The organism is Hydrogenophaga sp. SNF1, assembly GCF_034421675.1.
Classification (GTDB): Bacteria; Pseudomonadota; Gammaproteobacteria; order Burkholderiales; family Burkholderiaceae_C; genus Hydrogenophaga; species Hydrogenophaga borbori.
The window spans coordinates 1756220-1777682 of sequence record NZ_CP139793.1 but is presented as its reverse complement, the minus strand read 5'-3'; the positions used below and the strand labels follow the sequence as shown (position 1 = coordinate 1777682).

18 protein-coding genes and 1 riboswitch are annotated in these 21463 nt (G+C 68.1%); of the genes, 4 read left to right on the top strand and 14 right to left on the bottom strand.

Going from position 1 to position 21463, the window contains the following annotated elements; genetic code table 11:
- Genes SOM08_RS08590 through SOM08_RS08545 form a run of 10 tightly spaced genes read right to left on the bottom strand, consistent with a single transcriptional unit; the run spans position 1 to position 13927 of the window.
- Positions 1-1413, bottom strand: a complete 1413-nt coding sequence (locus SOM08_RS08590; protein WP_322470511.1) for a bifunctional enoyl-CoA hydratase/phosphate acetyltransferase — start codon at positions 1411-1413, stop codon at positions 1-3.
- Positions 1410-3668, bottom strand: coding sequence for a DUF3141 domain-containing protein (locus SOM08_RS08585; RefSeq protein ID WP_322470510.1), 2259 nt, complete (start codon positions 3666-3668; stop codon positions 1410-1412). Before SOM08_RS08585 ends, SOM08_RS08590 begins: the two co-directional genes overlap by 4 nt.
- Before the next feature lie 32 nt (positions 3669-3700).
- Positions 3701-4447 (bottom strand): acetoacetyl-CoA reductase, encoded by a 747-nt coding sequence (phbB, locus tag SOM08_RS08580; protein WP_322470509.1) that lies wholly within the window; start codon positions 4445-4447, stop codon positions 3701-3703.
- Between the two features lie 4 nt (positions 4448-4451).
- On the bottom strand, positions 4452-4895 hold the full coding sequence (locus tag SOM08_RS08575) for a phasin family protein (protein ID WP_276706194.1): 444 nt from the start codon (positions 4893-4895) through the stop codon (positions 4452-4454).
- A 39-nt stretch (positions 4896-4934) separates the two neighbouring features.
- Entirely contained in the window at positions 4935-6062 is a 1128-nt protein-coding gene (locus SOM08_RS08570) for an ABC transporter permease (protein ID WP_276706193.1), read from the bottom strand.
- Positions 6063-6064: 2 nt separating this feature from the next.
- A complete protein-coding gene (gene rbbA / locus SOM08_RS08565) occupies positions 6065-8830 on the bottom strand; it encodes a ribosome-associated ATPase/putative transporter RbbA (protein WP_322470508.1) in 2766 nt (921 codons plus the stop codon).
- Between the two features lie 24 nt (positions 8831-8854).
- Positions 8855-9928: an HlyD family secretion protein gene (locus SOM08_RS08560; protein WP_322470507.1), complete on the bottom strand. Its 1074-nt coding sequence runs from the start codon at positions 9926-9928 to the stop codon at positions 8855-8857.
- 5 nt (positions 9929-9933) lie between these two features.
- Positions 9934-11406, bottom strand: a complete 1473-nt coding sequence (locus SOM08_RS08555) for an efflux transporter outer membrane subunit (protein ID WP_322470506.1) — start codon at positions 11404-11406, stop codon at positions 9934-9936.
- Positions 11407-11410: 4 nt separating this feature from the next.
- Positions 11411-12178 (bottom strand): enoyl-ACP reductase FabI, encoded by a 768-nt coding sequence (fabI, locus tag SOM08_RS08550; RefSeq protein WP_276706186.1) that lies wholly within the window; start codon positions 12176-12178, stop codon positions 11411-11413.
- A complete protein-coding gene (locus SOM08_RS08545) occupies positions 12179-13927 on the bottom strand; it encodes a PHA/PHB synthase family protein (RefSeq protein ID WP_276706184.1) in 1749 nt (582 codons plus the stop codon).
- A 167-nt stretch (positions 13928-14094) separates the two neighbouring features.
- Here SOM08_RS08545 and SOM08_RS08540 point away from each other — a divergent pair, with 167 nt between their 5' ends.
- From SOM08_RS08540 to SOM08_RS08530, 3 genes are all read left to right on the top strand, one after another.
- Positions 14095-14751 carry a TetR/AcrR family transcriptional regulator gene (locus SOM08_RS08540; RefSeq protein WP_275052748.1) on the top strand — a complete coding sequence of 219 codons (657 nt, stop codon included), beginning with the start codon at positions 14095-14097 and terminating at the stop codon, positions 14749-14751.
- Positions 14752-15000: 249 nt separating this feature from the next.
- Entirely contained in the window at positions 15001-15909 is a 909-nt protein-coding gene (locus SOM08_RS08535; protein ID WP_275052747.1) for a LysR family transcriptional regulator, read from the top strand.
- Between the two features lie 264 nt (positions 15910-16173).
- Positions 16174-16470, top strand: coding sequence for an I78 family peptidase inhibitor (locus tag SOM08_RS08530; RefSeq protein ID WP_322470505.1), 297 nt, complete (start codon positions 16174-16176; stop codon positions 16468-16470).
- A gap of 16 nt (positions 16471-16486) precedes the next feature.
- Here the strand turns inward: SOM08_RS08530 and SOM08_RS08525 are convergent, their stop codons facing one another.
- Entirely contained in the window at positions 16487-16915 is a 429-nt protein-coding gene (locus SOM08_RS08525) for a hypothetical protein (RefSeq protein WP_116957642.1), read from the bottom strand.
- A gap of 505 nt (positions 16916-17420) precedes the next feature.
- On the opposite strand from SOM08_RS08525, the gene SOM08_RS08520 reads away from it, so the two are divergent.
- The gene (locus tag SOM08_RS08520; RefSeq protein WP_322470504.1) at positions 17421-19262 is read left to right on the top strand and encodes an integrin; all 1842 of its coding nucleotides are present in this window, start codon (positions 17421-17423) and stop codon (positions 19260-19262) included.
- Here the strand turns inward: SOM08_RS08520 and SOM08_RS08515 are convergent.
- From SOM08_RS08515 to SOM08_RS08505, 3 genes are all read right to left on the bottom strand, one after another.
- Positions 19256-19840 carry a TMEM165/GDT1 family protein gene (locus tag SOM08_RS08515; RefSeq protein ID WP_070398136.1) on the bottom strand — a complete coding sequence of 195 codons (585 nt, stop codon included), beginning with the start codon at positions 19838-19840 and terminating at the stop codon, positions 19256-19258. The two genes, SOM08_RS08520 and SOM08_RS08515, sit on opposite strands and share 7 nt — an antisense overlap.
- 5 nt (positions 19841-19845) lie before the next feature.
- A riboswitch (yybP-ykoY riboswitch) is annotated at positions 19846-20025 on the bottom strand.
- Positions 20026-20051: 26 nt separating this feature from the next.
- Positions 20052-20687, bottom strand: a complete 636-nt coding sequence (locus tag SOM08_RS08510; protein ID WP_116957640.1) for a 3-oxoacid CoA-transferase subunit B — start codon at positions 20685-20687, stop codon at positions 20052-20054.
- Positions 20688-20689: 2 nt separating this feature from the next.
- Positions 20690-21391: a CoA transferase subunit A gene (locus SOM08_RS08505; protein WP_116957639.1), complete on the bottom strand. Its 702-nt coding sequence runs from the start codon at positions 21389-21391 to the stop codon at positions 20690-20692.
- Positions 21392-21463: the final 72 nt, after the last annotated feature.

Here is a 21463-nt window from a genome sequence, read left to right as displayed (position 1 = left end):
TCATGGCGGGTTGCCCTGGAAGTGATGGGCCAGCAGCACCGCGACCGCGCAGGAGGCGATGCGCGTCTCGCGGCTGTCAGCGCGGCTGGTCAGCACGATGGGCAGCCTGGCGCCCAGCACGATGCCGGCGGTAGCGGCGTCGCCCATGTATTCAAGCTGCTTGGCCAGCATGTTGCCGCTCTCCAGGTCGGGCACGATCAGCACGTCGGCCTGACCGGCGACCGGCGAGGCGATGCCCTTGGTGCGGGCGGCCGCAGCCGACACGGCGTTGTCGAAGGCCAGCGGGCCGTCCAGCACCGCGCCGGTGATCTGGCCGCGGTCGGCCATCTTGCACAGCGCGGCGGCGTCCAGCGTGGCCGGCATGGCCGGGTTCACCGTCTCCACGGCCGCGAGGATGGCGACGCGCGGTTCGGCCACGCCGATGGCATGCGCCAGCGTGATGGCATTGCGGATGATGTCGGCCTTGTGCTCCAGCGTGGGCGCGATGTTGATCGCGGCGTCGCTGATGATGAAGGGGCGCGGGTAGGCCGGCGTCTGCATCAGGAAGCAATGCGACAGCCGGCGCTTGGTGCGCAGCCCGGCGGCCGGCACCAGTACGGCGCTGACCAGTTCGTCGGTGTGCAGGCTGCCCTTCATCAGCGCCTGCACCGCGCCCTGGCCGCCCAGCTCGGTGGCGCGTGCGGCGGCGGCGTGGCTGTGCGGCACGTCCTCGATCTCGATGCCGGCCAGGCTCAGCCCGGCCTCGGCGGCCACCGCTTCCAGCCGGGCGCGCGGCCCCACCAGCACCGGCTCGATCAGGCCGGCCGCGCGCGCGTCCAACGCGCCGCCCAGGCTCAGGGCATCGCAGGGGTGGACCACGGCCACTCGGATCGGGCCCAGGGGTTTGACGTGGTCCAGCAGGCGCGGCAGGCCGCTGGCCGCCAGCAGCCGCACCTCGGGCAGGGTGGTGGCCGGGCGCTCGATCTTCTGCTCGGGCGCCTGCACCAGGGCCTCGCCCTCGATCGCGGCTTGGCCATCCTGGTTGACGCAACGGCAGGCCAGCGTGACGCGGCGCCTGGCCTCGTCCTTGGCGCTGACGGTGACGCCGATCGTGAGCCGGTCGCCGACGCGCACCGGCGCGCGGAACTTCAGCGTCTGGCTCAGGTAGACGGTGCCGGGGCCGGGCAGCCGGGTGCCGAGCACGGCCGAGATCAGCGCGCCGCCCCACATGCCATGCGCGATGACGCCGTGGAACTGCGAGGCGGCGGCGTATTCGGCGTCCAGGTGGGCCGGATTCAGGTCGCCGGACATGACGGCGAACAGCTCGATGTCCTGCTGGGTCAGCTGGCGCTCGATGCTGGCGCTGTCGCCGAGCTGCAGCTCGGCGAAGGTGTGGTTGCGCAGCATGCCGATGGGCTGCGTGGTGTCGTTCATGCCTGGTCTTTCTTGTTTGCCCGCGGCGAGCGGCGGGATGTGGTGGTCTGGCGTGCCGGCTTCGGCTTGACCTGCGCTGCGACTGCAAGAGCGTCGAGCACCCGCGCCAGCGCCTGTTCGCCTTCGTCCGTCAGCCCGGCCCCGCTGCTGCGCAGCAACTGCTCGATGAAGCGCGCCGTGGCCTGCAGCGTGCGGGCGGGCGTGCCGCGCAGCAGGACCGGCAGCGCGTCGACGATGGCCGGCCCGTGGTAGCGCACGATCAAGGCCTGCTCGCGCAGCACACGGCGGAGCTCCGCGCTGCCGGCCCGGCCGCTGACGTTGTCATGTAGCAGCCGCGCGGCCTCGTGATGCAGGCGCTCGTCCATCTCCCCGCAGTGGCCGAAGATGTAGAACAGCGCGCGCAGTGCGGCCTCCGGCAAGCCGCCCACGTGCAATTGCTGTTGCAGATAGGCCTCGACCTGCTCGATGAAGGCGCGGTGCTCGGGTGATTCGCCGGGGTGTGGGCGCACGGGGCCGGCGGCGTCGCCGCCGATGAGCGACTGCAGCCACGGCGAGCTGTACAGCGTCTCGAAGGCGAGGCGCCAGCCTTCGTCGCGCTGCACGCGGTAGGCGTCCAGCGAACGCTCGATCACCTGCGAGGCCAGCGCCTGCCACTGCAGGAAGGGGTTGTCCGGCGCCACCGCCACGCGCTGCGCGCGCGCCTGCTCGGCCAGGGCCTGCACGCAGGGCGCCAGCGGGTGCGCGCTGGACCAGTGCGCGAAGCTGACGCGCATCGGGTGCAAGGCCTGCAGCGCCTGCGCCACCGGCGGCGTGGCCCAGGCCCTGACGCAGGGTTGCAGCAGGCTGCGGTACAGCGCCAGGTTGATCTCGGAGACGCGCGCGGCGGCCGCGAAGCGGCGCTCGGAGACGGCGTCGGGCTGCACGATGGCGCGTACCTCCTCGATGCCGCTGCGGCGTATCGCCAGCAGGTGCGGGTCCTGCAGCGGGGTGCCCGGCGGCGCGTCCTTCACTGTGGCGTGGAAGATACCGGCCGGCAGCAGCTCGATCTGCTCGATGGCGCTGGCGAACTTGCGGTGCTCCTTGCCGCCCACGGTGCTGGACACGAAGATGCCCAGGTGGCCGATGCTGTCGTGCGTGGCGTAGACGATGGTCTGGTCGTGGCCCAGCAGGTCGCGGTCGTCGCGGTACAGGTCGGTGATCCAGCCCAGCGCCTGCGCGGGCGGCGTGATGTCGTCGCCGTAGGAGCAGAACACCAGGATGGGCGAGCGGATGTTGCGCAGGTCGATGCGGACGCCGTCCGAGGTCAACAGCTGCGCGGTCGACAGCTGGTTGCCGATGAACAGCTTGTCGGCGATGTACTGCATCTCGACATCGTTCAGGAACACATAGCCGCCCCAGTATTTCTCGAATCCCAGGTAGCGCGGCCCCTCGGTGTCGGCGTTGGCGTAGAGGTGGTAGTGCTTGCCCCACAGCGTGTGGGCCGGGTCCAGGTTCTCGAAGTTCTGTACCAGCCAGGCGCCATCGAAGCGGCCCGCGCCCAGGTCGCCGCCCAGCGCGGTCAGCCAACTGCCGCCGGTCAGCCCGCCGCCGTAGCGCATCGGGTTGTCGCCGGCCCAGTAGGACAGGGGCGAGCCGGCCGCGATGATGGGGCCGAACAGCTCGGGCCAGACCGCCGCCGTCATCAGTATCTGCCAGCCGGCCTGGCAGTTGGCGACCACGGCCGGCTTGCCGGCGCTGTCCGGGTGCAACTCGGCCACCCGGCGCAGGAAGGCCGCCTCGGCGCGCATCACGTCTTCCACCGTCTGGCCGGGAACCGGGTCGGGCGTGAAGCCGACGAAGTAGCAGGGATGGCCGGCCTGCAGCGCTGCACCGACCTCGCTCTCGGCCTTGAACCCGCCGATGCCGGGGCCCTGGCCGGCGCGCGGATCGACCACGACGAAGGGCCGCATGCCGGCCTCGGTGGGCCGCCCCTCGGACGGAAGGATGCGCACCAGGCCGTAGTTCACCGGGCGCGGCAGCTCCGCGCCGGACATCACCGGCTCGAACTCGAAGTGCAGCACGTGCGGCGCGTCCATGCCGCGCTGGGCCTGGTATTGGTCGCCGACTTGGCGCTCGATGTCGGCCACCAGCAGCGCCCGCTGCCAGGCGTCCGCGGCATAGGCGCAGGCGGCCTGGGCCAGCTGCGAGAACGGGGCCGGCGCGCCGCAGGCGACAGGCGGCGCGCCCGCCAGGGCGCTGTCATCCGGTGGGGTCATGGGGGGCTCGGTCGGTGCAAGGGGCTCGGCGCTCAGCCCATGTACTGGCCGCCGTTCATCGAGATGTTGCTGCCGGTCATGAAGCCGGCCGCCTCGCTGGCGATGAAGCTGACGAGTGCGGCGATCTCCGCAGGCTGGCCCAGGCGGCCGACGGGAATGCCCGCGACGATCTGCTGCAGCACGTCCGACGGCACGGCCGTCACCATCTGGGTGGCAAGGTAGCCCGGCGACACGGTGTTGACCGTCACGCCCTTGCGCGCCACCTCCTGGGCCAGGGCCTTGGTGAAGCCGTGCATGCCGGCCTTGGCTGCCGAGTAGTTGGTCTGGCCGAACTGGCCCTTGAGTCCGTTGATCGACGAGATGTTGATGACCCGCCCCCAGCCGCGCTCCAGCATGCCGTCGAGGAAGGGCTTGGTGACGTGGAAGACCGAGTCCAGGTCGGTGCGCAGCACGGCGTCCCAGCCGTCCTTCGTCATCTTCTTCAGCGTCGCGTCGCGGGTGATGCCGGCGTTGTTGACGACGATGTCGACCTGGTGGCCGTCGGCGGCGATGCGCGCGGCCATGCGCAGGCAGGACTCCCAGTCGGCCACGTCGGCGGCGTAGGACTGGAAGGCGTAGCCCTCGCCTTGCTGCGCGGCCAGCCAAGTGGCCGCGGCGCCCTCGTCGCGCGCGCGCGTCAGCAGCACGCGGTGGCCCGCGTCGTGCAGGCTGCGTGCGATGGCCTCGCCGAGACCGCCCATGCCGCCGGTGACCAGAGCGGTGCGTTGTTGTTGCGTCATTGGATCACTCCTTCTGAGCCACTGCGGTCGTGCCTTGCTGCGGCAGCAGCGCGGCCCAAGGTTTGAGCCAATCGGGCACGGCGGCGGCCGTCGGCTGTTCCGCGCCGCTGCGGGTCACGGCGTGCTGCCAGTGGACCAGCGCCTGCTGCACGCCGCTCGCGAAGGCGGCCTGGTTCTGCACGGCCAGCTGGCCTATCGTCTGGCTTTCGGCCAGGCGCCGCTGCACCGCGGACGGGAAGGATTCGGCGGGCAGGCGGGTCAGGGCCTGCCAGTCCGCAGCGCCCTGCAAGCCGTCGATGCCGGCCTTGGCTTCGGCCAGACCTTGGGCGGCGCTGCGCTGCAGCAGCTCGCCGTTGCGCTGCGCGTTCTCTAGCAGCAAGCGGCCGAACTCAAGCTGCAACTCGCCGTTGGCCTTGCAAAGGTTCAGGGCAAAATTTTCGTGACTCATGGCGATCTCCAATTCAACAGGAATGACGGTGAAAGGAACTCAGGCCATCTGCGTGATGGTCTTGCGAAAGCGCGCCAGCGAAAGCGCGAACAGCACCGAGCCGATGGCCAGCAGCGCCAGGAATTGCGGCCACACCACGGACAGCCCGGCGCCGCGATACAGGATGGCCTGGGCCATGCTGACGAAGTGGGTGGTCGGGGCCAGCAGCATGATGTCCTGCACCATCTGCGGCATGGATTCGCGCGGCGTGGCGCCGCCCGACAGCAACTGCAGCGGCACCAGCGTGAGCACCAGCAGCAGGCCGAACTGCGGCATGGAGCGCGCCACCGTGGCCATGAAGATGCCCATGGCCGTAGTGGCGAACAGGCTCAGCGCCGAGCCGGCGAGGAACAGCCCCACGCTGCCTTCGATGGGCACTTGCAGCCAGCCTCGCACCACCAGGTTCAGCGACACCCCGGCCGCGAGCAGCACCACCGCCCCCATGGACCAGACCTTGGCCAGCATGATCTCGGTGGGCGTCACGGGCATCACCAAGAGATGCTCGATGGTGCCGTGCTCGCGCTCACGGAGCAGCGCCGCGCCGGTGAGGATGATGGACAGCATGGTCACGTTGTTGATGATCTGCATCACCCCGCCGAACCAGGTCTTGTTCAGCGTCGGGTTGAAGCGCGCGCGCAGCGTCAGGTCCACCGGAGAGCTGCTCGCCGCGCGGTGGCGCTGGGTGAACTCATTGATTTCGTCGCTCACGATCTGCTGCACATAGCCGCTGCCCGAGAAGGCCTGGGACATGCGCGTGGCATCGACGTTCAGCTGCAGTTCCGCCGTCTTTCCAGCCAGCACATCGCGCTGGAAGCCCGGCGGGATGGTCAGCGCGAAGGTGATGCGGCCGGCATCCATGGCCGGGTCCACCTGCGCGAAGTTCATCATCTGCGGCGCCGTGAAATGCGGCGGGTAGAACGCCGACGTGATGCGCGCGGACAGCGGCGACTGGTCCTCGTCGACGATGGCGATCGGCGCGTGGTGCAGCGTCTCTGGCATGGCCGAGGCCGCCGTGTAGACCGACAACGTGAAGGTGTAGACGATCAGCACCAGCATCACCGGGTCGCGCCACAGGCTCCACAGCTCCTTGACGCCCAGACGCCAGATGTTTTTCAGATGGTGCGCCATGGCTACTTTTCCTGTTTGGGGAGCGCCCAGATGGCGATGCCGACGATCACCGGGATGGCGATCAGCATGGGCCAGAAGGAACTGCTCAGGTCCTGCCAGCCGAGCGACTTGCTGAACACGCCGCGGCTGATGATGATCATGTGGGTGGCGGGGTAAATCTCGCCAATCCAGCGGCCCGCCCCCTCCAGCGAGGAGACCGGGTCCGTCAGGCCGGAAAACTGCGTGGCCGGGATCAAGGTGCCCAGCATGGCGAAGAACATGGCCGCGATCTGGCTGCGCGTGACCGCAGAAGCCAGCAGCCCCATGCCGGTGGAAATGCAGCTGAACAGCAGGGCGGCCAGCGTCAGCGTGAAAAAACTGCCCTTCATCGGCACCCCGAACACAAACACCGCCAGGCCGCTCATCAGCAGGTAGTTCAGCATGGCCAGCGCCACGTAGGGCAGCTGCTTGCCCAGCAGGAATTCCACCCGCGTCACAGGCGTCACATAGAGGTTGACGATGGAGCCCAGCTCCTTTTCGCGCACCACGGCCAGCGCCGTCAGCATGGCCGGGAACATCAGCAGCAGCAGCGGCATCACGGCCGGCACGATGGCCGGCAGGCTCTTCACATCGGGGTTGTAGCGGTAGCGGGTCTCGATGCTCACTTGGCTGCTCAGTTGCTGGCCCGTGCGTTCGCGTACCTGCTCGCTCAGCCACCGCTGGTGCATGCCTTGCACATAGCCCTTGACCGTTTCCGCGCGCGTGGGCATGGCGCCGTCGAACCACGCTCCGATGGCGGTGGCGCGGCCGCTCAGCACATCGCGGCCGAAGTCGGGCGGGATTTCGATGGCCAGCGCGATCTTGCCGGCGCGCATGCGCTGGTCCAGTTCCTCGTAGGAGCGCAGTGGCGCCTGCTCGATGAAGTAGCGCGAGCCCGACAGGCCATGTGTGTAGCTCTGGCTCAAGGTGCTCTGGTCGCGGTCGAGCACGGCGACCGTCAGGTTCTCCACATCCATGTTGATGCCGTAGCCGATCACGATCATCAGCACCAGCGAGCCCACCAGGGCCAGCGCGGCGCGCACCGGGTCGCGCTGCAGCTCCAGCGCTTCGCGCCACAGATAGCTCCACAGGCGCTGCAGGCTGAAGCCCGCGGCGCGCGGACGCGGCTCTGGAGCCGGCGCAGCCGCGGCGCCGGCTGGATCGGCATCAGCCGCTTCCACCTTGGCGGCCGGCGCGGGCGCCGCTTCGCCCGAGGCTTCCACCAGATAGCCGATGAAGGCTTCCTCCAGCGTGGCGGCGCCGCGCTTAGCCACCAGGGCGGCGGGCGTGTCGGAGTCCAGCACCTTGCCCGCATGCATCATGGACATGCGATCGCAGCGCTCGGCCTCATTCATGAAATGGGTGGAGATGAAGATCGTCACCTGGTCGCGGCGCGACAGCTCCACCAGCAGGCGCCAGAACTGGTCACGGGCGATCGGGTCCACGCCCGACGTTGGCTCGTCCAGGATCAGCAGTTCGGGCTTGTGCACCATGGCCACGGCCAGCGACAGGCGCTGGCGCAGGCCCAGCGGCAGCTTGTCGGGCAGGTCATGGCGCTCTTCGCGCAGGCCAAAGCGCTCCAGCATTTCCTCGACGCGCGCGGAGATCTCGGCCGCCGGCACGTCGAACAACTGGGCGTGCAGCACCAGGTTCTGCAACACCGTCAGCTCGCCGTACAGCGAAAAGCCCTGCGACATATAGCCCACGCGGCGGCGCGTGGCGATGTCGCCGGAGTCCACCTCGTGGCCGAACAACGAGGCCCGGCCTTCGCTGGCAGGCATCAGGCCGGTCAGCATCTTCATCGTGGTGGATTTGCCGCAGCCGTTGGAGCCGAGAAAGCCGAAGATCTCGCCGCGCCGGATCCGGAAGTTGACATGGTCCACGGCGACGAAGTCGCCAAAACGCATGGTCAAGTCCTGCGCCTCGATGGCGATGTCGTCCGCTCGGGTCTGCAGCGGGGGAATCACCACGGCGGCGTGGCCGCGTTTCTTGTCTTCAGGCAGCAAGGCGATGAAGGCCGCCTCCAGCGATTCGGTCTGGGTGCGCGTCAGCAGTTCCGCAGGCGTGCCCGTGGCCAGGACCTGGCCATCGTCCATAGCCACCAGCCAGTCAAAGCGCTGGGCCTCGTCCATATAGGCCGTGGCCACCAGCACGCTCATCTGCGGGCGAGTGGCGCGGATGCGGTTGATCAGGTCCCAGAATTGCGCGCGCGCCAACGGGTCCACGCCGGTGGTGGGCTCGTCCAGGATCAGCAGGTCGGGGTCGTGTATCAGCGCGCAGCACAGGCCGAGCTTTTGCTTCATGCCGCCCGAGAGTTTGCCCGCAGGGCGGCTCAGGAATTTCTTCAGGCCCGTGCTCTGCGTCAGGTCATCGATGCGCCGGCGGCGTTCAGCGGCGTCGTGCCCGAACAGGCGCGCAAAGAACTGCAGGTTCTCTTCGACCGACAAGGTGGGATAGAGGTTCTTGCCCAGGCCCTGCGGCATATAGGCAATGCGTGGGCACACGGCATTGCGGTGCCTGCGGCGGGCCATGTCGCCGCCCAGCACGAGCACCTGCCCGTGCTGCACGGCACGTGCGCCCGCCACCAGCGACAGCAGACTGGATTTGCCGACGCCGTCAGGGCCAATGAGGCCCACCATGCCGCCCGCGGGGACGTCCAGCGTGATGCCGCGCAGCGCTTCGGTCTTGCCGTAGTGCTGGCGCACATCATGCAGGGAGATGACCGGGGTTGAATCAGTTGCAGAGACCATGAAGCCTAGCCCTGTGTCGCGCCGTTAAGGCGCAAGCTTGGTTTGCAAATGGGCCGGCCACGCGCTGTGCGGGTCAAGCTTGATCCACGCCTCGCCAGGCAGGCCCGTCTTGACCTGCTCCAGATGCTTTTGCAGCAGCTCAGGCGCTATGCGCGCCTTCACGCGGAACATGAGCTTCTGGCGCTCGCTCGCGGTTTCCACTGTCTTGGGCGTGAACTGGGCCGTGCTCGACACGAAGGACACTTCGGCAGGAATCACGAACTGGGGCGCGGCATCGAGCACGATGCGCACCTCGGTGCCCAGCGCCACGCGGCCGGCCGCGGTTTCGGGCAAGAAGAAGCTCATGTAGACGTCGGACAGGTCCACCAGGTTTAGCACCTTGCCGCCAGCGCCGAGTACTTCGCCGGGCTGGGCCAGGCGGAACTGCACGCGGCCATCGCGCGGCGCTTTCAGCTGGCTATCGTCGATTTCGGCCTGGATGCGCTCCAGCGTGGCATCGATGGCTTGGACCTGGGACTGCGCGCTGGTGACCTGCATGCGTGCGGCGGCGACGGCGGCATCGGCCGAATCGGCCTGCGCCTGCACAGAGGCAATCGCGGCTTCGGCGCTGCGCGCGCGAGCCCGGTCGTCGTCCAGCGTCTGCACCGAGGCTGCACCTTCCTTTGTCAGGGTCTCCGAACGTGCCAGCCGGCGCTTGGCAGCGTCGAACTCGGCCTCGGCCTGGCGCATCCGGGCCAGCTGGGCCGTCTTGTCGCTCTGGCGCATGACCACCTGGGCCTGCGCGCTGGCGACGGCGGCCAGGGTCTGCTGGCGCTGGGCCTTGGCCTCGCGCAGCTGCGCGTTCAGCGTCTGCACCTGCATGGTGGCCAGCACCTGGCCTGCCTTTACGAAGGCTCCTTCGCTGACCAGGATATTGTCGACGCGCCCTGCCAGCTTGGTCGCCACGTCGACTTCGGTCGCCTCGATGCGGCCGTTGCCGTGCAGTAAGGCGCCGTCGTCTTTGCCGCCTTTGTACTTCTGCCATGTGTACCAGGCACCCGCAGCCAGCGCTATCGCAATGCCGACGGTAATCAGTTTCTTTTTCAATGCGTTGTCCATGGTTTTCAGTGGGCTGTGGGTGCTGCGGCAGAGGCAGGAACAGTGGGAGATGCCAGCAGTGGCGCGTCAGGCAGCGCTTGTGCGCCGCCGCCCAGCGCGCGGTACAGGGCGACCTGGCTGGCCAGCAGCGCGCGGCGGGTTTGCACCAGTTGCTGCGCGGCGGAGATCAGCGAGCGCTCGGCATCGAGTACGTCCAGAAAGCTGGTGGCGCCGTTGTCGTAGGCCAGGCGCGACAGGCGGGCGCGTTCCTGCTGCACGGTCAACGCCTCGCCCTGGACCTGCACCTGCTTGGCGAGCCAGCGGCGTGCCGACAGCGCGTCGGCCACTTCGCGGAAGGCGGTCTGCACCGCCTGCTCGTACTGCGCCACGGCCAGATTGCGGCGCACTTCGGCCAGGTCGAGGTTGGCCTGATTTCGGCCGCCGTCAAAGATCGGTAGGGAAAGGCTGGGCGCGAAACTCCACGCGCGGTTGGCCCCTTTGAACAGGCCATCGAGCTCGTTAGAGGCCGTACCGCCGAAGGCCGTCAGCCGGATGCTAGGGAAAAAGGCCGCACGAGCAGCGCCGATCTGAGCGTTGGCAGAGCGCAACTGGTGTTCGGCCGCGACGATGTCGGGACGCTGCAACAGCAACTCCGATGGCAGTCCCACCTGTAGCGGTGGCAACTGCCATGCCGCTTCGGCCTGGGCCGGAGCCGGAGCCGGCATCGGCGGCAGTTCGGCTGGGCTGCCCAGCAGCAAGTCCAGAGCATGAGCCTGCTGGTCGCGCTGCTGCTGAATCTGGACGACCAGCGAATCCGCCTGCGTGACCAGGGTCTGCACCTGCGTCAGCTCCAGCCGCGAGGCAGAGCCGACATCGAAGCGGCGCGTGAAGATGCGCAGGGACTCACGTTGGCTGGCCGCGCTCCCTTGCGCCAGGCGCAGGCGTTCATCCAGCTCACGCAGGCCAAGGTAAGTATCGGTCACCTGCGCGATCAGGCTCAGCGTGGTGGCGCGGCGGGCCGCGTCCGTGGCCAGGAAGCTTTGCTTGGCAGCCTCGCTCAGGCTGGCGATGCGGCCCCAGAAGTCGATCTCCCAGCTGCTGACACCCAGGCCGACCTGGAACTGGCTGGCGGTGATGGCGTGGCCGGTGAGGCTCAGGTCGGCGGGGGTGCGGGCGCGCGCCGCCTCGGCGGACAGGCCCAGCGTGGGGTAGCGTGCGCTGCGCTGGATGCCGTAGGCGGCCTGCGCCTCCTGCACGCGCAGCACGGCCGTGCGCAGGTCGTGGTTGTGCGCCAGCGCCTGCTCGATCAGCCGCTGCAGCGCCGGGTCGGTGAAGTAGCCGCGCCAGTCGAGCGCGGCGGCATCAGCACCAGTGGCCGCCAGCCCGGCACCGTACTGTGCGGGCAGCGGCGCGGCCGGGCGCTCGTAAGAAGGTGCCATCGAGGCACAACCGGCCAGCAGCAGAGCGCCGGCCAAAGGGAGGAGTCGGGATATCAGCATGCGTTCAACCGAGGATGTGGTAGCCGGCGTCCACGTAGAGCGTGCTGCCGGTGATGGCCTTGGCTCCATCGCCGGCCAGAAAAGTGCACAGTGCACCGATTTCGTCAATGTCCACCAGACGGCGCAGCGGTGCGCGCTGCACGGCCTCTTGCAACAGCGTATCGAAATCGGGGATGCCCGAGGCCGCGCGCGTGGCCAGCGGGCCGGGCGAGATGGCATTGACACGGATGCCCTTGGGGCCCAGTTCGGCTGCCAAGTAGCGCGTGCTGGCCTCCAGCGCGGCCTTCACCGGCCCCATGAGGCCGTAGCCCGGGATCACTTCCTCCGCGCCCACATAGCTCATGGTCATCAGGCTGCCTCCACGCGGCATCAGCGGCTCTGCCAGATGTGCCATGCGTGCGAATGAATGGCAGGAAATGTCCATGGCGCGCGCGAAGCCCTCGCGCGAGCTGTCGGCCACGCGGCCGTGCAGATCGCTCTTGGGGGCGAACGCGATGGAGTGCAACACGAAATCCAGCTGGCCCCAGCGCTGTGCGATGGCGTCGAACACGGCCTCCATCTGGCCGGGTTGCTCCACGTCCAGTGGCAGCGTGATAGCGGCCTGCAGTTTCTGCGCCAAGGGCTCGACATGCGGGCGGGCCTTGTCGTTGAACCAGGTGAGGGCAAGTTCGACGCCGGCATCGCGCAGGGCGCGTGCGCAGCCCCAGGCGATGCTCTGGTCGTTGGCGATGCCGACCACCAGGCCCTTCTTGCCTTGCAATGAGTTAGTCATTTACTTTTCCAGAACATAGCTGCCGGGTGCATCAGCGATCGCGGGATAGGCACTGCTGCCCAGGCGCGGCGGCTTGACTGGCTCGCCCGAGTGCGCGGCCAGCCATTGCTGCCAAGCCGGCCACCACGAGCCCTGCACGGTGGGTGCGGCGGCCAGCCAGTCGTCGGGCGCCAGATAGGTGCCACCGGCCTCGCGCGTCAGCCCCTGGTAATGGCGCTTGGACGTGGGCACCGGCGGGTTCACGATGCCGGCGTTGTGGCCGCCGCTGGTCAGCACGAAAGTGATCTCGGCCGGACTGAGAAAGTGCAGTTTGTGCACCGAGCGCCAGGGCGCGACATGGTCCGTGGCAGTGCCCACCATGAAAGTCGGCAGCGTCAGGCTGCCCAGCGACACGGGCCGGCCACCGACCGGGTAGCGGCCTTCGCTCAAGTCGTCGTTCAGGAACAGCCGGCGCAGGTACTGCGAATGCATGGTCGCCGGCATCCGCGTGGCGTCGGCGTTCCAGGCCATCAGGTCGTTGAAGCCGCTCCGCTCGCCGAGCAGATAGTCGTTCACCAGACGCGACCACAGCAGGTCGTAGGAGCGCAACATCTGGAACGCGCCGGCCATCTGGCTGGCCTTCAGATAGCCGGTCTTCGCCATCTGCGCTTCGAGCATACTGACCTGGCTCTCGTCGATGAACAGGGCCAGCTCGCCGGGCTCGCTGAAGTCGGTCTGCGCGGCAAAGTAGCTGGTGCTGGCCAGGCGCGTATCGCCGTCGCGGGCCATGGCGGCGGCCGCGATGGCCAACAGCGTGCCACCCAGGCAGTAGCCGGTGGCATGCACCTTGCGCTTGGGAACGATGGCGTTGACGGCATCCAGCGCGGCGTGGAAGCCGTCGCGCAGGTAGTCGTCCATGCCGAGATCGCGCTCTGCCTCGCCGGGGTTCTTCCAGGAAATGCAGAACACCGTGTGGCCCTGGTCCACGAGGTACTTCACCAGCGAGTTCTGCGGCGACAGATCGAGGATGTAGTACTTCATGATCCAGGCCGGCACCAGCAGCACCGGCTCGGGGTGCACGGTGGCGGTGGCGGGCGCGTACTGGATCAGCTCCATCACGCGGTTGCGCAGCACCACCTGGCCGGGCGTGACAGCGACATCGCGGCCGACCGTGAAGCCGGTCTCCTGCGCGGTGCCGGTGGCGGCCTGCCGCAAATCCTCGGCCAGGTGCTGCGCGCCGCGCACAAGATTGGCGCCGAGTTCCTCGGCCGTCCGGTGCAGCACCAGCGGGTTGGTGGGCAATTGGTTGCCGGGTGAAAAAACATCCAGATACTGGCGCGCCCAGAACGCCACCATGTTCTCGTGGTGCGGATCAACGCCCCGCACGCCATGGGTCGCAGCATCCCACCACTGCTGCGTCAGCAGGAAGGACTGCTGCCAGAGACAGAACGGCCACTTGCGCCACGCCGGATCGACGAAGCGGCGGTCTTGTGCCGGCGGCTCGACTAGCACCTGCTCTTGGTGCGGCGCGGCCTGCAGGCGCTCGCGCATGTACTGACCCAGCGCCTGGGCCTGCGTGGCGGCCAGCTGCGCCAGCGCAATCTGCTTGCCGGGCGAGGTGGCCAGGTGCACGGCCCAATCCTGCCAAGCCAACAACGCAGAGGCCGGCGAGAGTCCGCTGGAGGCCCGAGCCAGCTGGGCGTGGGCCTGCGTGTCGAGACGATCCGCCAGCGTCGCGCCTGGCAATGAGGATGTGGTTGCAGAGGTCATGGGTAGGATCTTGGGACTTTCCCGGAGGATGAATTTGACATATATCAATCGATCATCTTTTAAATACCGACTGGCCGGTCAGTAGTATATTGTTGCATGACCACGATGACAAGGCGAACAGTCGCCGGGGTAAGGCGTCGGCTTCTTCTTATCTAGCACACACCACCATGATCAGAAACGATATCTCGGCAGCATCGCCCGGCGTCAGCGAGCCATGCCCGCCGCGCCGGCGCCTGCCTGCAGTCACTCGCGTCACGCAGATCCTCGACGCAGCGCTGCATGTGTTCTCCGACAAGGGCTTCGCATCCGCACGCCTGGACGACATCGCCGCGGCCACGGGTCTGTCCAAAGGCGGCGTCTACACGCATTTCGCCAGCAAGGAGGAGATCTTCGGCGCACTGCTCAAGCGCCTAGTCCAGCCTGTGCCGGCCGCCCCCGAGCCTTTGGCGGACGACGAACCCGTGACCGTGGACCTCCTGGTGAGTCGCGTTGTGGAGCCGATGTACCAATCCTTCGGCGATGCCTCGGTGCTGCAGGCTGTGCGCTTGCTGCTGGCTGACGGCACGCGTGCGCCGCAGGCCTTCGACCAATGGCACCAGACCATGCTTGAGCCGCACATCGCCGATGTGGCGCGCCTGCTCCAGCGTGGCGTCCAGCAGGGCACGCTGCGCAGCAGTGCCATCACGCGTGAGCCGCGTCTGATCCTGTCGCCCGGCATACATGCCATGCTCGACTGCGTGGTCCGCGGCGCGGCGGCCCCTGATGCGATGAGCGCATGGGAGCGCCTTCACGTAGCGATGCTACGGGAGTTGCTGACGCCATAACGCGGCTTTGTCGCTCGGGGCTTGGGATATTCGCCTGGTGGAGTGCAGGCCTTTGGGCAGAAACCAGGCATTCAAAACTGATGCGTGAGTCGAAACAGGTGAGTCTGAGGTGTTGATGAAGTAAGGAGGACTGTGGCGAATCTGTTCCCTCTGTAGAGCCAGAACCTCTTTCCAATCATCGTAGGAGAGAGCGAGACGGAGTCCACATGAGGTGGGCGCCGGCCAAGAACGGGCAAACAGGAGGCCGCTTTGGAATTCAGACTACTGCGCTATTTCGTTGCGGTCGCGGAAGAACTGCATTTCGCACGAGCGGCCGAGCGCCTTGGCGTCGAGCAATCGCCCGTGTCGCGCGCAATGCGCAATCTCGAAGCCACTCTCGGCGTGCAGCTGTTCGACCGCAGCGCGAACCAGACACGGCTAACCTGGGCCGGCCAAGTGTTCCTCGGCGAGAGCCGGCGCGTGCTGGCCACCGTGGAGCAGGCGGTGAGTGCCGCAAAGGCGGCGGCGCAAGGCTATCAGGGTTATCTGCGCATCGCCATCTGCGACAGCTTGGCGCAGCCCCACATTGCCACCTTGCTGGCGCGCAGCCGCGAGGAAGAACCGGAACTGGAGATTCGCGTCTTCGAGCTGCCTTTCGCGCAGCAGCTCAAGGGCCTGCACAACGATCTGCTGGACATCGGCTTTGCGCTCTCGGATGCGGTGAATGATGGCCTCGTCGCCGTGCCTGTTTGGACCGATCCGCTATCAGTAATCGTGCCCGTGCGCCACCCCTTGCTTGTGCATGCGGAAGTGCCGCTGGAGGAAGCCTTGAAGTTTCCGCTGGTGCTGTGCCATCCCGACGCGGGATCGGGCTGCCACCATCAGATCCAGGCAGTGCTTCAAGGTGCGTCCAAGCCGCTCAAGCTGGTAGATCAGGTGACGAGCTTAGGCGTGATGCTGACTCTGGTCGGTGCCGGTTACGGCATCGGTTTCGCCATTGCTTCGCAGGTGCAGACCCTGAACCGCCCCGACATAACCGTCCGCCCCTTGGCCGGTACGCCACCCATGCTGTCCACCTACCTGCTGCGCCGCGGCGCCGAACCCTCTGAACCCATGAGGCGGTTCCTGCAGCGCGCACACGAGGAGTTCCTGCTAAAAGGAGATGAGCCGGCCTCGTGACGTTGAGCGCTGGGGTACATTGGCTATTGCTGGCTGTCCATGGCTCGCACTGGACTTGCTCGGAGCGCGCGTTGACCAAGCGTGGTTTTTCAGTCCATAATTATGTCCATCTCGGTTCGCCGAGTGCGGAAAACTCGTTATCAATCAACGAGTTGGGAACACGATAAGGTTCCCATCACCCGCTCCAACACCGCCAGCCGCGGGCGCCATCGCGCCATTCCACATGGCCACCGCCCGCCGCCACCTGAGCCGGGAGGGCTTGCCATGAAGCTGAAACCGCTCGCCGCCGGCGCCGCCGCACTCACCCTCCTGGGCCTCGCGGCCTGCCAAAGCCCCATGCCCAGCGCACCAGCCACCCCGGGCGCCTGCCGGCCCGATGCCGCGCAAGCGCTCGCCGGCAAGGACCGCGTCAGCGACGACCAGGCCCGCCAGCTCACCGGCGCCAGCCTGGTGCGGCAGATCGCCCCCGGCCAGCCCGTGACCCTGGACTACCGGCAAGAGCGGGTCACGATCGAGACGGACCCCAAGACCGGCAAGATCGTCCGCGCCTTCTGCGGCTGAACGCGGCCGGACCGCCTCAGTAGGCCGTGGCGGACGGCAGGTTCTCTTCCCGCAGCTCCGACAGCCATTCCTCGAACGCCGCCAGGTTGCGGCGGGCCGGCGCTGGCCGGGCCTCGCGCGCCGGGCGCACCAGCGCCGCGGCCTGTTCCAGGGCGGCGATGAGCGACAGCACGCGAAAGCCTGCCTCCAGCGGCACCGGGCAGGCGCCCCAGGCCAGTACCGGGATCGGCCCGACGCACAGGTTCACCCGCTGAGCGCCTCGCGGCGGTGGGCCATGGCACACCAGCACCTCGGCATCGGCCGGGCGCACCAGCGCCCACGTCGTGGTGCATCGCGCCCTGGCGACCGGGAACAGGGCCGCGAATCGCACCCGAACCGCCTCGGGCAGGGCATGGACACCGATCTTGATGGGCGTTTTGCTGGGCGTTTTGCTGGGCGTTTGCATGGCGCGGTCGCTGGAAGCCGTGAGGTCTTCACCTTATGCCCACCACCCCTACCCGTATATCGTTTGGATGCTCTACATCCGAATGCCTAGGCGCCCCCGCTCGCCGGGCATCGGCCGCGCGCGCCAGCACCCCGACCACCCACGCGTTCACCAGGTCGATGAAGAAGCCGCACACCAGCGGCACCACGATGAAGGCGCGCGGCGCGGCGCCGTACACGCGCACGACGGCACCCCTGTTGGCGATGGCCGTGGAGGCGTGCAGACCGTGCGCACGTCCCGCCGCATCGGGTGCTTGCCGATGAACAACAGCAGGATGGCCCGCGTCGGCGTGACGAAGGCGTCGATCCCGTGCGTGGTGCGCCAGTGCGGGGGACGCGTCGAACCGATGCCAGCCAAAAGGGCGGCCGATGCCTTGGCACAGCCATCACTAGGCCGTCCGGTGAATGGCTTTCCGTCGGGGTTTTTCTTTCAATGCCCTTCTCCTTTTCCCATTGAGGCCATCGAGATGAACACGTTCAAAAGGTACCTGTCTTGCGCGACCGTCTGGACGGCCGCTTGCCTCCTGACCGCCTGCGGCGGGCATGTCGTCGATGGCGGTGAATCGCCCTCGGATGGTGGAGGCGGTACCGAGGCGCTGAGCCTGACGCCGCAGAGCGTCAAGACCTTTCATTTCAGCTGGGCCGCGGTGGCCGACGCCACCAGCTACGTCCTGCTCGAGGACCCCGACGGCCAGTCGGGCTACACGGCCGTGGCCACCCTGCCCGCCAGCGCCCGCGCGTACGACCATGAGGTGTTTCTGCCGGCACGCGTCAACGCGCGCTACATGCTGCAGGCCTGCAACGCCAATGGCTGCGCCAACCGCGCCAGCGCCGACGCCAGTGGCCATCTCGCGGGCGCCAGTGGTTACGTGAAGGCCTCCGCACAAAGCCAGAACATGGGCTTCGGCGCCCGTGTGGCGATATCCGGCGACGGCAACACCCTGGCCGTGGGCGCCAGCGGGGACGGCAGCGATGCCACCGGCACGGCCGGCGCACCCGACCCGCTCAACCACGGCTCCCCCAACAGCGGCGCGGTCTACGTGTTCGCGCGCAGCGGCAGCACCTGGGTGCAACAGGCCTACATCAAGGCATCCAACCACGACGCCGGCGACCTGTTCGGCGACCATGTGGCCCTTTCCGCCGATGGCTCGGTGCTGGCCGCGAGCGCCGTCGACGAGGACGGCTTCTCCAACGGCGTCGCGAACCCGGACCCGGTCGACAACAGCGCGCCCAACGCGGGCGCCGTCTACGTGTTCCGGCGCGCCGGCGCGGCCTGGAGCCAGGAGGCCTACGTGAAGGCCTCCAACGGCGAGGCGGGCGACGCCTTCGGCAGCGGCCTCGCCCTCTCGGGCGACGGCACCACCCTCGCGGTGGGCGCCCCGTCCGAACAGAGCAACGCCACGGGCATCAACGGCGACCAGCACACCAACAACGGCCCCGACTTCGGCGCTGTCTACGTCTTCGCCCACAACGGCACGGGCTGGGCGCAGCAGGCCTATGTGAAGGCCTCCAACGCCGGCAGCGGCGACCAGTTCGGCGTGTCGGTCGCGCTGTCTGTCGACGGCAACGTCCTGGCCGCGAGCGCGCCGGGCGAAGATGGCTTCTCCAACGGCGTCGCCACCCCCGACCCGGCCGACAACAGCGCGCCCGACGCGGGCGCGGTCTACGTGGTCCGGCGCGCCGGCACGGCCTGGAGCCAGGACGCCTACGTGAAGGCCTCCAACGGCGAGGCGGGCGACGCCTTCGGGGGCGCCCTCGCCCTCTCGGGCGACGGCACCACCCTGGCCGTTGGCGCGCCCGCCGAACAGAGCGGCGCCACCGGCATCAACGGCAACCAGCACGTCAACAACGGCCCGGACTTCGGCGCCGTCTACGTCTTCGCCCACAACGGCGCGGGCTGGGCGCAGCAGGCCTATGTGAAGGCCTCCAACGCCGGCAGCGGCGACCAGTTCGGCGTGTCGGTCGCGCTGTCTGTCGACGGCAACGTCCTGGCGGTGGGCGCCTGGCAGGAAGGCAGCAATGCCACGGGGCTCAATGGCATTCAGACCGACAACAGCCGCGCCTACAGCGGCGCCGCCTATGTGTTCGCCCGCCAGGGCAGCACCTGGGCGCAGCAAGCCTACGTGAAGGCGTCCAACCCGGACGCGAACGACCAGTTCGGCGGCAGCGTGGCGCTGGGTGGCGGTTCAGGCGGACGCCCCCTGGCGCTGGCGGTGGGCGCGGTCAACGAATCCAGCAACGCCACCGGCGTCAACGGCGACCCGGCCGACAACAGCGTCGCTGGCAGCGGGGCCGTGTACCTCTACTGAGCGCCGGTCAGGGCGGGGCCCGCCCCCAGCAAGGCGAGCACCCCCAGCACCGCGAAAATCAGCGCCGCGACCGCGTGCACCAGCTTGATGGGCACGCGGCGCGTGATCGCTTCACCGAAGAACACCACCGGCGCGTTGGCGATCATCATGCCCAGCGTGGTCCCGATCACCACCGCGAACAGGGGCTCGTACTGCGCCCCCAGGGCGATGGTCGCGATCTGCGTCTTGTCGCCCATCTCGGCCAGGAAGAAGGCCCAGGCGGTGGCGGCGAACACGCCCAGTCCGCGCGAGGCCTTCACCTCGTCGCCATCCAGCTTGTCGGGAATCAGCATCCACGCCGCCATGGCGATGAAGGACAGGCCCAGCACCCAGCGCATGGCCACCGGCCCCACGGCGGCCATGACCCAGGCCCCGGCCGCGCCCGCGAGCGCGTGGTTGAGCAGGGTGGCCACGAGGATGCCCGCGACGATGGGCCAGGGCTTCTTGAAGCGCGCGGCGAGCACCAGCGACAGCAACTGCGTCTTGTCGCCCATTTCGGCGAGCGCGACGATGCCAGTGGACAGGAGAAAGGCTTCCAAGGGGGGACTCCAACGGCCGGCGAACAAACCAAAGACCGCAGCGCCTCCCCGGCGCGTGCGGAGGCGGTGCGGTCAAAGGTCTTGCCAGGCTGGAAGGCTGCTCGCGCCATGGCCTGCGGGCCAAGTCTGTTGACGCGAGCCCCGGCGCATGGCGCGCCGGGCGGCTACTCCCCAATGACGGGTGCGGGCGGGAGTATACCCGCCACGGTCATCAGACCAGGGTGACGCCGGTCTTGGACTGAATGAACTCGCGCGTGACGCCGGGCGCCAGCTCCACGAGTGTCAGGCCCTGCGGGGTCACGTCCATCACGCCCAGGTCGGTGATGATGCGGTCGACCACGCCCACGCCGGTGAGCGGCAGCGTGCAGTGCGGCAGGATCTTCAGGTCCTCGCTGCCGTCCTTCTTCTTCGCCACGTGCTCCATCAGCACGATGACGCGGGGCACGCCGGCCACGAGGTCCATGGCGCCGCCCATGCCCTTGACCATCTTGCCCGGGATCATCCAGTTGGCCAGGTCGCCCTTCTCGCTCACCTGCATGGCGCCCAGGATGGACAGGTTGATCTTGCCGCCGCGGATCATGGCGAAGCTGTCGTGGCTGCCGAAGATCGATGAGCCCTTGATGGTGGTCACGGTCTGCTTGCCGGCGTTGATGAGGTCGGCGTCGACCTGGTCTTCCGTGGGGAAGGGGCCGATGCCCAGCATGCCGTTCTCGCTCTGCAGCCACACCTCCTTGGTGCCGGTGTGGTTGGCCACCAGCGTGGGGATGCCGATGCCGAGGTTGACGTAGAAGCCGTCCTCGAGCTCTTGTGCCGCGCGCGCGGCCATCTGGTCTTGGGTCCAGGGCATGGTCAGGCCTTTTCGGTGATGGTGCGCTTCTCGATGCGCTTCTCGGGATTCGGGTTGTGCACGATGCGGTGCACGTAGATGCCCGGCAGGTGCACCTCATCGGGGTGGATGGCGCCGGTCTCGACGATCTCCTCCACCTCCACGATGCAGACCTTGCCCGCCATGGCCGCGGCCGGGTTGAAGTTGCGCGCGGTGTAGCGGAACTGCAGGTTGCCGCTCTTGTCGGCGCGGTGCGCCTTCACCAGCGACACGGCCGGCACCAGCGAGCGCTCCATCACATACGTCTCGCCGTCGAACTCGCGCAGTTCCTTGCCCTCGGCCACGATGGTGCCCACGCCGGTCTTGGTGAAGAAGGCCGGGATGCCCGCGCCACCGGCGCGCAGCTTCTCGGCCAGCGTGCCCTGCGGCGTGAACTCCAGCTCCAGCTCGCCGGCCAGGTACTGCCGCTCGAACTCCTTGTTCTCGCCGACGTAGCTGCTGATCATCTTCTTGATCTGGCGCGTGTCGAGCAGCTTGCCCAGGCCGAAACCGTCCACGCCCGCGTTGTTGGAGATGACGGTGAGGTTCTTCACGCCGCTGTCGCGCAGGGCGTCGATGAGCGCTTCGGGAATGCCGCACAGGCCGAAACCGCCCACGGCCATGAGTTGGCCATCGGCGACCACGCCCTGGAGCGCCGCGGCCGCGCTGGGGTAGATCTTGTTCACGGGGATTGCCTCCGGGGAGTCGTGCTGGGGAATGCGGAAAAGCGCAACGATACTACGTAGCGGATTACGTAG